Origin of the sequence: Bacillus sp. bc15, assembly GCF_900142585.1 — a bacterium.
In the GTDB taxonomy this organism is placed as follows: domain Bacteria; phylum Bacillota; class Bacilli; order Bacillales; family Bacillaceae_G; genus Bacillus_A; species Bacillus_A cereus.
Genome location: NZ_FRBJ01000007.1, coordinates 118,878 through 133,653, shown reverse-complemented (window position 1 = coordinate 133,653; position 14,776 = coordinate 118,878). Strand labels below are relative to the sequence as shown.

The window sequence follows — 14,776 nt, the reverse complement described above, 5'->3', positions numbered from 1 at the left end:
ATCTTTTTTATTTAATAAAAGGGATAATATTTAGTTATCTTCGCTTCTTAATTATGTTTTCTATCACAATTTGAAGTGAATTTCATTTAATCTTATTTATTTTATAGGAATTATAAGGTATACTAAAAATAGGTGCGAAATGTACCATTTGAAAAAGAGTGAATTGCAAAAAGGAATCCGTAAAGGATTCCTTTTTTGTTTCTTTGAAAATGAAGCAATGTTCTAATTATCTCTTTCATTTCTATGAATGCGCTGCGATCTTATAAACTAAAAAAGAATTTTTGGGAAATTGCCATATTCCTGTAACAAAACAAAGGTATGTTATGTGTGTTAAATATAAAGAGAAAGAAGGAAAAGTTGTGAAAAAAATTTTGCCAATTGTTGCGTTATTAGGCATGATGAGTTTCGGAGTACAGGAAATGAATGTAAGAGCTGATACATACCACAAAGGCGATTCAAAAATTAGTTTTTGGGATTCGAAAAGAAAGGGTACTAATTTCATGAATAGTACGTCATTACCTGAAAACTATAAAAGTGCAAAAGAAGCTAATATTGAATATGTACGTTTAGCACCTGATAAATGGGCAAAAGATAAAGATTTTCTATTTGAGGATAAACCAGATACTTCTGGAAAGGATTTTCTGATAGGTAATGCAGATAACTATCAGGGATTAGTAAAGGAGGATTTAGAAAAATTAAAGGCGGATTTAGATGCCGCACAATCACAAGGAATGAAAGTTGTTCTTACAATGTTATCCTTACCTGGTGATCGATGGCGCCAATTTAATAATAACAAGAATGACGACAGAATATGGGAGGAAGAGAAGTATCAAGAACAAGCAAGTCAATTTTGGAAGGATCTTGCTTTGGAATTAAAAGATCACCCCGCGGTGGTTGGTTATAATATTATAAATGAACCACATCCAGAAACAGCTAAAAATAATAGATATAATGATTTTTGGACGGAAGATTATGAGAAATGGTATGCAAAAGTGAAGGGAACGACAGCGGATTTAAACAGATTTTATCAAAAAGTAATCAATTCCATTCGTGAAGTAGACCAAGAAACACCGATTATTTTAGATTCAGGTTTATATGCTACTCCATGGGCCTTTAAATATTTAAAACCAGTAAATGATAAAAAAACCCTATATGCATTTCATATGTATGAACCATATGAATTAACGAGTCAAGGTGAAAAACAAAATAAGGAGTATCAATATCCAGGATTAGTAAAAGTAGGAGATTTAGAGAAACCTGTAATGTGGAATAAGCAGGGATTAGAGCAATTTTTGAAGCCAATCCAACAATGGTCTAAGAAAAATCATGTATCATCTAATCGAATTATTGCAGAGGAGTTTGGAATTAACCGTACTGTTCCAGGAGCTACCCAATACATGCAAGATCTTATTTCTATCTTCAACCAAAAAGGTTGGCATAAATCATTCTATGCATTTCGTGAAGACACATGGACAGGGATGGATTATGAATTGGGAACAGGAAAAATAAAATGGGATGAAGAGGGTAAACCGATGCGTCAAGATAATTCACTCTGGGATGTAATAAAAAAAGATTTACAAACGCGTAAATAGTTTAGAATATTAGGCCTAAGGACTAAATGTAAGCATCTAATTCAAATAGAATTAGATGCTTTTTATTTCGAAAAAAGGTGGAGTTGAATTAAAGATTCCATCTTTTCTTTTGCATAAAGAGTACCAATCAGGTTTATTTACAACGAAAAATAAGATTTTTAGAGAATAGCTTAGAAAAAAATTGTGGAGGTTCAAACAAATGTGGTCACAATTGTTTAAACCTTTAAAGTAAATAAGTTTTATGAATTTTTTGTGAGATTCCAACCCTTAAATGTTGAAAATTATTTACTGATTTCTCCAATTGGGTGTATTTCTCCAATTAGATGGGAGTTTAGAATACAGAATCAAAACATAATAGGCTGTTATCGATGAGTTTATCGTAAAGTTGTTATTTAATGTGTCATCAAATAACATTTATATACAATAATAAATAAAGAAAAGGAGATATTTATGAAAAAATATAGAGTAATAGACACAACTTAAATAGTATGAATAGTTTAGATTGTAAAAACATGAAGAAGAAAACAAAAAATCCTTAAGAGTACTAAGGAAAAATGAGGGAGATAATATGGGGAATAATTCAAAACATAAAACTAGAAAAATACTTGCAGCTACTGCTACAGTAACTATGCTTGCGACTGGAATGATTTCTTCATCAGATGTCTTTGCGGAGCAAAAGGAGCAGCAAAAAAATTTACCGACATCACTGCAAAGTGAAAAGTCAGTTAAATCAGAAAATATAACATTTACAGTCCCAGGAAAAGGAGATGTTGAGGTACTAAAACAACAGGAAAGAAAAAGTATGGCATTTAGTCCATATGAACCAACTGGTTTATATGCAAAACCAAATGAACAAATAACGATTAATGTAGAAGGTAATCAAGATATTCAGGTATATATTGGAACGTATTCGTATGATGCTTCTTGGAGAGAAGATTCTAAGATAAAATCATTTACATTAAAACCTGGTGTAAACACAATCCAATCTCCAAATGGGGGGCTGATTTATTTTTATAATAAACAGCAAGGTGGTACCATTCGAACAACAATCACAACAGGTGGAACGACTACGCCTTTCTTTGAACTAGGAAAGCATACGAAACAAGATTTAATAAACATGCTGGACCAATATCCTAATGCACATGCAGTGGAGTTAAAAGGCGAACGTGTATTAATTACGGCCAGCCCTGCACGTGTTAAGAAATATTTGTTGGGTTCTAATACAGATCCTGTACAACTCTTAAAAAAGATGGATGAAGCTACTCGAATTCAAGACAAAGTAGCTGGATTATCTGAAGAACAAGTAGATAAACATTATGTTCATTACGTAGAAGAAAATCATTCTCCTGATTATTATATGTATGCAACTTCTTATCGAACAGCATATGTAGGAGATGCAATCCAATACGTGTTAGATATTAATAAATTTATAACAGATGGCTGGGGCCCTTGGCATGAGGCAGGACATTTGAGACAACAATCGCCCTGGAAGTTTTATAATATGACAGAAGTACAAAATAATATATACAGCCTTTCTGTAGAAAAAGCATTTAATCAACCATCCAACTTAGAGAAAAGTGGAATTTATCCAAAAGCATTTCAATATTTAGAACAAGTGAATAAAAATTATGATGAAATTAGCGATGTTTTTGTAAAGCTTGTTATGCTTTGGCAACTACAGTTAGCGTATGGAGAGGATTTTTATCCTAAATTGCATCAATTGTATAGAGACATGCCTTCAAGTGAACTTCCACAAACTGATGAAAATAAAAAACAATTATTTATGATTTCAGCATCAAAAGTAGCCAAACAAAATTTGATTCCTTTCTTTGAGAAGTGGGGATTACGTCCAAATAACGATACCATTCAAAAGGTAGCTGCATTAGGATATCCAATTTTAACAGCAGAGATTTGGAAGGGTACGGATTCTAATCCAATTAAACCAGATATGCCTGATGTAAATAATATTTTAGAAGGAAACCAGTTTGCATGGTCGCTGAAAGGGATTGGAGATTTTGAATTCGCAAAAGTAAATTTAAATAAATCAACAGAAGAAATGCAAATTGATCTAAAAGCAGGTGTACCACATAACTACTTTGATAGTACATATGCAAGTATTAAAGTGCAAAACACATCAGGTAAAGTAGTATATAACAAGGAGTTTTATGGGAATAAACAGCAAAATGCTGGAACACAAAAAGTTTCAGTAAAGACCGGTGATCTTATTGAGCTTATACATTTAGAAGGCAGAGAGAGGGCAACATTAATAAATTTAGATAACAATAAACGTGAAAACCTTGATAAAAAAGTAATGTATGAAGTTACAAAGGATGGCCTGAAAAAAGTAAATCAAATTGTTAATCCGAAACCAGATACAGAAGCGCCCACACAGCCACAAGGATTATATGCAAGTAACCTTACTTCTAACAGTGTAGAGCTAAAATGGAATCCTTCTACAGATAATATAGGTGTAAAAGAATATCAGGTATTACGTGATGGACAATTGATTCAAACCGTACAAGGAACGACATTTATTGATCAAAACTTAACAGCTAATAAGGAATATAAATATGCAGTGAAGGCTGTAGATGCAGCTGGAAATACATCAATTCAAAGTGAAATTCTTCCGGTAAAAACCAAAGATCAAAATGTATCTTATGAAAAATGGGATCCAAAGAAGGCATATACAAAGGGCGATAAAGTAGAACATCAAGGGACGGTGTATGAAGCGGTTCAAAATCATCAAGGAAATGGTGACCCGAATTGGATATTTGCGTTATCTTTATGGAAACCACTTACAATCAAATAACATGTAAGAATTAGATGTGAAGATAGAACAACATAAAATTGGGGCAGTATTTTAAAGATTTACTGGATGTTGTTTGAATTTTGATAGATTTCTCTACTAAGTTATTATTCAATAATAAAAATTAGAAAAGGATGTAGATTAGTGATTAGTCAGAAAACGAAGAAAAGATTTAATAAAGTTATTATAATGACCGCAGCATGTAGCATGTTTTCTATGTTTGGAGCATCTATTTCGCACACTAAAGCTGCAACACATTCAGCTGCTCCAGCAGTTTATGTGAGTCCCCAAAATATACCTGCCTCAGATATTATTAGTATAGACTGGTCACCAGTTCAGACTCCACCTTATACGTACTGGGCTGTACACAACTGGAATGCAGGTGGTGAAGCTGGAGGATATGCTGGTTTTCAACAACAAAGTGGGTTTGATGAAAATGGAAAACGTACTTTACATTTTGCCTTATGGGATCCAATTTCCTCTAAAGAAGCAATAAAGGCCGAATACTTATCTCCGAATTCGCAAGCTGGACCCTTTGGAGGAGAAGGAACAGGAATGAAGGTTCAAACAACTTATGGTTGGAAAGACTACAATTGGTACACAATGACAATGCGTTCATGGCAAGAAAATGGTCATACTAAATTTGGACAATGGATGAAAGATGTAACAAAGAATAAATGGCATCAAATTGCAATTATGGACTTTCCGGTTGCTAATGTTGCATTTAATCATGGTTTAGGAATGTTTCAAGAAGACTGGGCTGATAGTGGACAGAATGTTCGAGAAGCGCGATTGAAAAATGGTTATAGCCGAAAATTAGTTGATAAACAATGGAGTTCTTGGAATAATCAAAGTATTTCTGGAACGCATGATAATACTTATCAATATGATGGAGGATCTACATCAGAATATGTATGGGTCAAAGCAGGAGGTAATACGCAGTCTACTATTGGGGCAGGAAAAATATTCACGCTAAATCAACCTACTCAACCTGAAATAGGAAAATTAGATTTTGATATCCAATCTATATATTATGAAAATGAAAAATTAAATGTATCTTGGAAACTAAAAGAAAATAGTACACCGCAATTTAAGGGGAAAATTGAAATTTATAACAATGAAAATATGACGGGCCAACCTATTAACGTAATTAATGATATTAAATCTTATCAAAATGGAATCAGTCAATCTATATCATTACCAACAAATGCTTATGCAAAAATTGTATTAACGGATATATTTGATCAAACTGTTGAGAAAAAGGTACAAATCAAAAATGAATCTCCAAACATTTTTGAAGGTAATGAATTTGCATGGTCGCTGAAAGGGATTGGAGATTTTGAATTTGCGAAAGTAAATTTAAATAAATCAACAGAAGAAATGCAAATTGATCTAAAAGCAGGTGTACCACATGACTACTTTGATAGTACATATGCAAGTATTAAAGTGCAAAACACATCAGGTAAAGTGGTCTATAACAAAGAGATTTATGGAAACAAACAGCAAAATGCTGAATCGCAAAAAGTTCCAGTCAAAGTAGGCGATTATATAGAGTTAACACATCTAGAAGGTGTACATAGAGCCACTCTTACAAATGTAGATAATAGTAAACAAGAGAGCTTTGGAAAAAAAGCAATATACGAAGTTACAAAGGAAGGCCTGAAGAAAGTAGAAAAAATGCCAGAAGCAACAATTTTAGAAGGAAACAAGTTTGCCTGGTCATTAAAAGGATATAGTGATAGAGAAATTGCAAAAGTAGATTATGATAAAACGGTAGAAGAGATGAAGGTAAAACTAGAAGCAGGTGTACCACATTCCTATTTTGCTAGTACGTATGCGAGTATTAAGGTCCAGAATTCTTCTGGTAACGTTCTGTACAATAAGGAAATCGTGGGAAATAAACAACAAAATGCTGAAAACCAAACTGTGCCCGTCAAGGTAGGGGATTACATTGAATTTATCCATATAGAAGGAGAAGCAGCAAAGGAAAAAACGCGAGCAACTTTAATTAACCTTGAAAATAACAAAAATGAAACCATTGGAAAAACAGCAAGATATCAAGTTACAAAAGAAGGCTTGAAGAAAGTAGAGAAAATGCCAGAAACAACGGTTTTAGATGGAAATCAATTCGCTTGGTCATTAAAGGGATATAATGATCGAGAAATCGCGAAAATAGAATATAACAAAGCAACAGAAAAAATGCAGCTTAAATTAGAAGCGGGTATACCCCATTCTTATTTTAGTAATACGTATGTAAGCATTAAAGTCCAGAATTTATCTGGTAATATTTTGTACAATAAAGAAATTATAGGGAATAGACAACAAGATGCTGAGAGCCAAACCGTTTCAGTCAAAGTAGGAGATTGTATTGAGTTTACTCATATAGAGGGAGAAGCACAAAAGGAAAAGACACGCGCCACACTTACTAATCTTGAGAATAGTAAGCAGGAGTATATGGGAAAGAAAAGAATATATCAGGTTACCTCTATGGGATTATTAATAAAGTCATAGATTTCACTACAAAAGTTAAATTATAGATTTATATATTATATAAAAATCTTAACCATTATACGCATTAAAAAATTCTCAAGAGAATATAGATCGGCGGGTATAGTATGAACATATTTAAAGGGTTTCTAATTTCATCAATTGCAATGACCACATTTGTAGGAACAGATCTAATTTTACAAAATGATAGTATTCATAATAAAGTTTACGCTGAATCTTATAATGTCACATACAAAGAAAGAGATTCACAGGAAGAAAGATTAGTTGTAAAGTTTAAAAATCAAATTGACTTACCTTATGAAGATGGTATTGAGAAACGAATAAAAAATGGGGATTATGATAACAATTTAAAGGAGTTATTTTCCGAAAATACAGAACTTACTTTGAATCGTCTGTTCTCATCTGTAAATCCGATAGAGATTGAAAAGTTATCAGTACAATCTAAATCAGTTGCTAATGAATCAGCTAATAATTTATTAAATTATTATATTGTACAAGCTCCTAATAACATAGAAATAGAATTATTACTGAAAAAATTTGAAACATCTCCTCTCGTAGAGGAGGCTTATATACAAGAAAAACAAATTTTGACACCTCCTGAAATACAGTTACCAGATTTGTCTGTAAATCCGTACGATGATCCTAGATTTCAAAATCAAGGATATCTTGAAGCGGCACCAAAGGGAATTAATGCCTCGCATGCTTGGAGCATTAAAGGTGGTGACGGAAAGGGTACAACTTTTGTGGATATGGAATATGGATGGTTATTGAACCATGAGGATCTAGTTAATAAAAATATAAAGCTTATGTCTGGACAAAATATAAGCCAGCATAGAGCTCATGGTACTTCTGTATTAGGAATTGTTTCATCAGAAGATAATCAAATTGGAAATATTGGAATTGCACCAAGTGCAAATGTAAAAGTAATATCCCAGATCAGGGATAATGGAATTTATAATACAGCGGATGCTATTTTAAGTGCTGTACATAATTTACAAGCGGGAGATATTCTTTTATTAGAGGCACAAGCTTCGTATGATGGGTATGGGGATAAATATTTACCTGTAGAAGTACATCCAGATATTTTTGATGCAATTCGTGTTGGTGCAGATAAAGGGATTATTATTATAGAAGCTGGCGCAAATGGTTCAAACGACTTAGATAATTTTAAAGATCGTAATGGAAAAAAGATCTTAAATCGAAATAGTCCAGACTTCAAGGATTCAGGTGCTATTATGGTTGGGGCGGGATCATCAACTGTTCCACATAAACGTTTATGGTTTTCAAATTATGGAAGTCGATTAGATGTATATGGATGGGGAGAAAATGTTGATACAACATCAGCAAATCCAAGTCAAAATACTACAAATTTATATACATCAACATTTAGTGGAACATCAAGTGCTTCACCAATTATTGCTGGAGCAGCAACTTCGATTCAAGGTATTGCTAAAGAACATCGAGGTTCTCCTTATACACCAGCCGAATTAAGAAATATCTTAAGTAATCCGAATACAGGAACAAAATCTCAAGATCCGTGGAATGATAGAATAGGTGTTTTACCTGATCTAAAATCTATATTAGATAACTTAGGTTTTAATTCAGATATACCGGACTCTTCTAGTATTTTAGAAGGAAACCAGTTTGCATGGTCACTAAAAGGAATTAGTGATTTCGAGTTTGCAAAAATTAATTTCAATAAGTCAACAGAAGAAATGCAAATCGACTTAAAAGCAGGCGTACCGCATCATTATTTTAATGAAACGTATGCGAGTATTAAAGTACAAAATGCATCAGGAAAAGTAGTATACAATAAAGACATTTATGGAAACAAACAACAAAATGCTGAATCGCAAAGAGTTCCAGTCAAAGTAGGAGACTATATTGAATTAACACATCTAGAAGGTATTCATAGAGCTACTTTAACAAATGTAGGTAATAGTAAACAAGAAAGCTTTGGAAAAAAAGCAATATACCAAGTTACAAAGGAAGGTCTGAAGAAAGCAGAAAAAATGCCCGAAGCTACAATTTTAGATGGAAATCAATTTGCATGGTCACTAAAAGGAATTAGTGATTTCGAGTTTGCAAAAGTTAATTTTAATAAGTCGACAGAAGAAATGCAAATCGCCTTAAAAGCAGGCGTACCGCATCATTATTTTAATGAAACGTATGCGAGTATTAAAGTACAAAACACATCAGGAAAAGTGGTCTATAACAAAGAGATTTATGGAAACAAACAGCAAAATGCTGAATCGCAAAAATTTCCAGTCAAAGTAGGGGATTATATAGAGTTAACACATCTAGAAGGTGTACATAGAGCTACTCTTACAAATGTAGATAATAGTAAACAAGAAAGTTTTGGAAAAAAAGTCATGTACGAAGTTACAAAAGAAGGCTTGAAGAAAGTAGAAAAAATGCCAGAAACAACGGTTTTAGATGGAAATCATTTTGGGTGGTCTTTAAAAGGATATAGTGATAGAGAAATCGCAAAAGTTGATTATAATAGGACAACAGAGAAAATGCAGGTGAATTTAGAAGCAGGCGTACCACATTCTTACTTTAATAATACGTATGCAAGTATTACAGTAAAGAATTCGACCGGTAGTGTTGTGTATAATAAGGAAATAGTAGGAAATAGACAACAAACTGCTGAAATCCAAAAGGTGCCCGTAAAAGCGGGAGATTACATTGAGATTACCCATATGGAAGGGGAAGCAGTAAAGGAAAAGACACGCGCTACACTTATTAACCTTGAGAATAATAAACAAGAATATATAGGCAAAAAAAGAACCTATCAAGTTACTTCAACGGGATTAAACAAAATAGATTAACATGAAGAACCTTCTAATTATTAGTTAGATGCAAATAGTCGTTCATTATGAACGGCTATTTGGCTTTTATTTAAAGAAAAGTGAAATGAAACTACTCTCTCTTTTGTATATACTCTCCTTGCCATCAACTGCTACATTTGTTTATCAGGGGGGGAAATTTTAAAAATGTGCTTGAGAATTGATAAATGTTTAAGTGTTATAGATTTGAGAAAAAAGAAACAGAATAGTAAGGTATTTGTTGATAAATCCTCTCTGTTGTTACAATATTTTACATATTTGGTATGATATATATATGAGTTCTATGTATATTAAGGGAGGAATGAGAATGAAAAGTTTCATAACACGTGCAAGTGGTAATACAATCTCAAAAAGGTTAGTTTTAATGGTGTTGTCGATGGTTTTAATGATATTGATGATTACACCATCGAATGATGTATCGGCAGCCAATCTATCAAAAGCAGGTTCACTAAAAGGCGTAAATTTATTTAATGGAAGTTGGACAGTTGCTATACAGGCAGCAAATTTACAATATGTTTCGGCTGAGCCTTCGGGAAATATAATAGCAAATCGTAATGCAGTTAATGGATGGGAGAAATTCGAATTAATTTCGACTGGGGAATTATATACGTACGCTTTAAAAGCTAAAAGTAATGGGAAGTATGTTTCGTTTGAGCCAAATGGTAGAGTAGTAGCAGATCGTACATCAATTGGTGCATGGGAAAAGTTTATCTTATATAATGGTGGAGACAATAGGATATATGTATTACAAGCACTAAGTAATGGTAGATATATATCAGCAAATGGTGGTAGAGAATTAACAGCTACTAGTTATGTAGCTGGAAGCTGGGAAAGATTTGTTATTGTATACTTCTAAACTTTGAAGTGTTATATATCTAAATGATAATGGCATGTTTAGTTGGTATAAATACCTAATACAATAAAGTTTTAAGCATGTAATACAAGTGTATATTAACGTGTAAAAGGGCTGCAAATAATTAGCAGTCCTTTTTGCATGGACTTACTGAGGTTATAATGAGAAGAAAAAGAACCCTATAGGGTTCTTTTTCAAGGCATATTAACAGTAAGGAGAATCATGAAATGCTACTTCAAATCTTTATTAGGGGAAAGATTTTGAAAAAGCTTAACACGTATTTATTTTTACATAAATGTAAGATGTAGTAAATTGATAATGTTTATACTTACTATTACTAATATTCAATTAAGATAGTTAATACTATTTGTATGGTGTTAATGAAGTACATATTTAGAAAACTAATAATAGCCCCAAGTTGGTTAAATATGTCTAATATTATATTTTATTTGTTAAAAGAGCTTATAGTTATATCATTTCAAAAATTAATTAACATTTAAACAATTTTAACTGAAATTGGATGTGTATTAAATAAAATAGACAAAGACCCTGTAATAAATACAGGGCCGGATACAGGGTTAAGGGAACGCATAGTTTCTTAATATCATAGTAGCATATATTCTTTGTATAGCTACATGAGGATTTTGACAGAATTAAGAACAAGACAGAAAATCTGTAGGAAAGCAAATATAGTGCTGGAAATGTGATTTTAAATTAAGCTATAGGTATATTGAAATGGATGAAAACTCTTGAGTACAATGATTAAATTGCCTTTAATTATGAGGTTTAGGTTAGAGGGATAATTGGATCTTACTGAAAAGAAAAAATGTTTTTTAGATTAAAAGAAGAAAAGACACCTTTTGGGTGTCTTTTCTTTAGGTAAACAGTTCACATATTGCTGAATTAGATACGAAACCATAATTCGACTACGAAGTAAATCCTAACATAATCTGAACAGAAAAAATATGTAATATTACATTTTTAGTTTTTAATTATTTTATTCAATATAGAGAAGCAACGTAAATAAAAGGGCATGCAGTAGTATCTGCAGCCCTTTTTAGGAGGAACTCAAGACACCATTAGGACACGTATTGGAAACAGGTTCAAAAATAGTATGTGTGAAAAGAAAAAGTCCTATACCAAAAGTAGACAGGACCTTATCTTTTTTACATTTTAAAAAATGAAATTCTGTCCTTTTGAAATCAGTACAGCACACACTTGGTTCGAAATGAAATTAGAAAAAGTATACATGAAAATGGCAGACAACTATTTTGTTGCCTGCCGGTGCCAGTGGGTTGAATGAGTTAGTCAATTCAATAAATTGTGCTATCCCATTACCAGAAGATTGAAGCCGCTAGTTCAAACGGCTTAGACATAGTTTGTCTAATAAAGAAAAAATTATGAGTAGAAATTTTGTTTGCTCTATATGAAAAGATAAATAGATATTCATCAGACAAGGATAATTTAGCATATCTTGAATAGGGTGTAGGAATGAATTAAAGAAAGGGATATTTGTTTAGGAAGGGACTGACTCAGGAGTGGGACTTTCGGACAGGGTTTGGGGAGCGGTGATTGCCTTTGGCATTGCGACTAATATCGTTGCTTGTATAATGGCAGTATACATTCAAAAATATGAGCTAATGATAAATCATCTTACAAATATTTTATTTTTAATAATTATCTCTTTAACGTTTATAAAGATGAAAATTAACAGATGGGTGGCTTTAGGATTTACATTAGTTGTAATAGAGAAGGGTATTAAAGCGGGATATGACTTCTACACACATAATTATTATAGTGTCAGTTGGAGTTTAGCTATTATTGTCTATTGCATATACGAGATGGAAAAGTATCATATTGAAATAAACGAATAGGCGCAACAAAAAGGTGTTAGTAGGTGGAATTCTTTTTAAAATACTATAAAAAAGACACTACAAGAGTGTCTTTTTTTTGAAAATACTCTATAATTAACTTTGGGGAAGGTAATGTTAGAGTATTCGTTTAGCATTATCTTTATATTTGATAAACCATGAAATCGAAAGATTTTGTGGTTTATTTTATGAACAATAGATATTACAGTATTGGCAGTGAGCTATTAATCATTTTAAGCATTAGGGGAGAATGGATTAAAAGTCTAACATCGAATAACGGTTCCGGAATATAGTGTTGCGAAATGATCTCCCATATCCCAAACGGTACTTGCCTGTATATAGCCCTTAAAGCCTTCTGAAGAATAATAAATCTCTTTTGGTATACTTTCTTTAGTTTGGAAATGTGCTTTAGAGTACTTTACATAATGGTTTTTAACAACTTTTGCTTCTGGAACAATAGTGTTTTTTTGTTCCAATGTTGGCCTAGCACTAGAAGGTGGTATGAATTTTACATTGTCTTGGTAATTAGGATCTAAGGTGTCAGCTTGTACACTGTGTGACGAAACAAAGGTGCTTAGACTACTTCCCGCGATTAAAGTTGCAAATACTAACTTTGAGAATTTTGTTAATCTACTCATTCTATAATCTCCTTTTTATTATTTTGTAAGGTATCTCCTTACACCTCACAGTCTATATCCACTACAAAAGGGTGTACATACATATTGATAGACAAAATTCTACAAAATACCGCATGTTTTTGGGATTTATGTATAATAATCCAATGTCTAATAGTCTATCAAAAGTAAAAAGTAGGTCTTATATAAAAGAAAATGAATAATTTATGCAGGTAATGTATATGGAATTATTGTTTAAATATTCTAAAATGAGTTGATAAAGATGTTGGTAGGTTTTTTGGAAAACAAATAATTTCCTAGGTGAAATTTGGAAGGAAGATTCTCTGTTAGAGTTTTTATAAGGGAATTCATTTTCGTAGATTCAAAATGTAAAAATAACTAAAAGAGCAAGTGTTTCAATGGGTAAAAAGCTATGTTGAGTCTTTTTTCTCTGTCGGTGGTCGTCTAATCAATGAAATGACGGATGCTTATGATAGTTTGTGTCTAGCAACATTCGTGTATAAACGAATGAATTAAGAAAAGGGTGAAATATTGGATAACTCGAAATGGATGCCTTTAAGTAATGTTGATGATGATGAAATTTGGGTAGGAGCAAGAGTTAGGTTGTACAATGTTGGTATGAATAGAGAAGATAAAGAAAATAATTTCTATGAATATATTATTTCTTATATCTACGACAACACTAAATACTTACAACTAACTAATTTAACAACAGGAAAAGCAGGTTATATTATTTGTGTCATTGAAAAAGAATTACCAAATAATTATGCTTTGGGCAGAACATTAAAGCAAAGAATAGGTTTAGAAAATACCTATTTTAGATTTGAATAATCAACAAATAAGGGAAGCACCAACTCTAAGGTGTCTTCCCTTATTTAATACAATATTAACAGAGCCTAAATAAAAAAGTGAGAAAAATGATAAACATTCTTCTCACTTTCATCAATTAGGGTGGCATATACATAAATATGCGTTTGGGTGGATTTTTGGATGAAAAATCCACATGCATAGTATAACAAACTACATAAGGTAGATTATATGTAATATTGCATATAGGGAAAGATTCTTCTATAGAAATAAAATACAGTTTATACTGAATTATTTATTTATTATAAGGTAATAATATATTATCGGATTTTATATCTATTACTTATGTATACGTGTTACAATGAATTTCTCCAATTTATTTTATTCTTTTATATAGAATTTATGGTTTAGTTATCTCTTACAACAAAATCGGCCGTAGTAAATGATTCATGAATAGTGTGATGCATTTAGAATGGTTCAAAGGCTGTTAAACATAATCATACAAAGAATAAATTTATGTAGTTATTTTTTAGAGAATTTATTATGGTAAAGACTTCATCCGATTTGAATAGCGCTAAATTAAAATTTTTATCCAATCAAGGTCAAATAATATCTGTTAAATGAAGGTTATGTTTCATCCATTTTATTGGGAACAATTCGTAGTTTTAGAATTGCTGAATATGGAAAGATAACATATTCGAAAGGAGGATAGATAAAACGCTGCCTGTGAAATTTAAATCGTTAAATAAGGAAGTTGAGATGATAGGATTTAATAGGGGTTTCATTTCGAATGGTACTGTAAATATATGTAGAAAAAATAAAGGAGAAAAATTTAAATAAACTATATCAGTAGTA

The 14,776-nt window shown here is 32.0% G+C and carries 8 protein-coding genes; 7 read left to right on the top strand and 1 reads right to left on the bottom strand.

The genetic code is table 11. The features are described from left to right. Positions 1-323 precede the first annotated feature (323 nt). The 6 genes from BUA87_RS21275 (at position 324) to BUA87_RS21245 (ending at position 12,482) form a co-directional block, all read left to right on the top strand. Positions 324-1,592 carry a glycoside hydrolase family 5 protein gene (locus BUA87_RS21275; RefSeq protein WP_000337846.1) on the top strand — a complete coding sequence of 423 codons (1,269 nt, stop codon included), beginning with the start codon at positions 324-326 and terminating at the stop codon, positions 1,590-1,592. A 568-nt stretch (positions 1,593-2,160) separates the two neighbouring features. After that, complete coding sequence (locus tag BUA87_RS21270; RefSeq protein WP_072940745.1) at positions 2,161-4,401, top strand: M60 family metallopeptidase; 2,241 nt, start codon at positions 2,161-2,163, stop codon at positions 4,399-4,401. 141 nt (positions 4,402-4,542) lie between these two features. Beyond that, entirely contained in the window at positions 4,543-6,909 is a 2,367-nt protein-coding gene (locus BUA87_RS21265; RefSeq protein WP_072940741.1) for a putative mucin/carbohydrate-binding domain-containing protein, read from the top strand. A 104-nt stretch (positions 6,910-7,013) separates the two neighbouring features. Continuing rightward, entirely contained in the window at positions 7,014-9,737 is a 2,724-nt protein-coding gene (locus BUA87_RS21260) for a putative mucin/carbohydrate-binding domain-containing protein (protein ID WP_071714639.1), read from the top strand. A gap of 325 nt (positions 9,738-10,062) precedes the next feature. Beyond that, positions 10,063-10,611, top strand: a complete 549-nt coding sequence (locus tag BUA87_RS21250; protein WP_000834557.1) for a fascin domain-containing protein — start codon at positions 10,063-10,065, stop codon at positions 10,609-10,611. A 1,535-nt stretch (positions 10,612-12,146) separates the two neighbouring features. After that, the gene (locus BUA87_RS21245; protein ID WP_000524431.1) at positions 12,147-12,482 is read left to right on the top strand and encodes a hypothetical protein; all 336 of its coding nucleotides are present in this window, start codon (positions 12,147-12,149) and stop codon (positions 12,480-12,482) included. A 260-nt stretch (positions 12,483-12,742) separates the two neighbouring features. Here the strand turns inward: BUA87_RS21245 and BUA87_RS21240 are convergent, their stop codons facing one another. Then, positions 12,743-13,117, bottom strand: a complete 375-nt coding sequence (locus BUA87_RS21240) for a hypothetical protein (RefSeq protein WP_000088962.1) — start codon at positions 13,115-13,117, stop codon at positions 12,743-12,745. Between the two features lie 546 nt (positions 13,118-13,663). On the opposite strand from BUA87_RS21240, the gene BUA87_RS21230 reads away from it, so the two are divergent. After that, the gene (locus tag BUA87_RS21230) at positions 13,664-13,945 is read left to right on the top strand and encodes a hypothetical protein (RefSeq protein ID WP_061660978.1); all 282 of its coding nucleotides are present in this window, start codon (positions 13,664-13,666) and stop codon (positions 13,943-13,945) included. Positions 13,946-14,776: the final 831 nt, after the last annotated feature.

Bases quoted from the DNA above. Each gene is read 5' to 3' on its own strand.
- BUA87_RS21270 (WP_072940745.1), top strand. From the start codon at position 2,161: ATGGGGAATAATTCAAAACATAAAACTAGAAAAATACTTGCAGCTACT.
- BUA87_RS21260 (WP_071714639.1), top strand. From the start codon at position 7,014: ATGAACATATTTAAAGGGTTTCTAATTTCATCAATTGCAATGACCACA.
- BUA87_RS21230 (WP_061660978.1), top strand. From the start codon at position 13,664: ATGCCTTTAAGTAATGTTGATGATGATGAAATTTGGGTAGGAGCAAGA.
- BUA87_RS21250 (WP_000834557.1), top strand. From the start codon at position 10,063: ATGAAAAGTTTCATAACACGTGCAAGTGGTAATACAATCTCAAAAAGG.
- BUA87_RS21240 (WP_000088962.1), bottom strand. From the start codon at position 13,117: ATGAGTAGATTAACAAAATTCTCAAAGTTAGTATTTGCAACTTTAATC.
- BUA87_RS21275 (WP_000337846.1), top strand. From the start codon at position 324: ATGTGTGTTAAATATAAAGAGAAAGAAGGAAAAGTTGTGAAAAAAATT.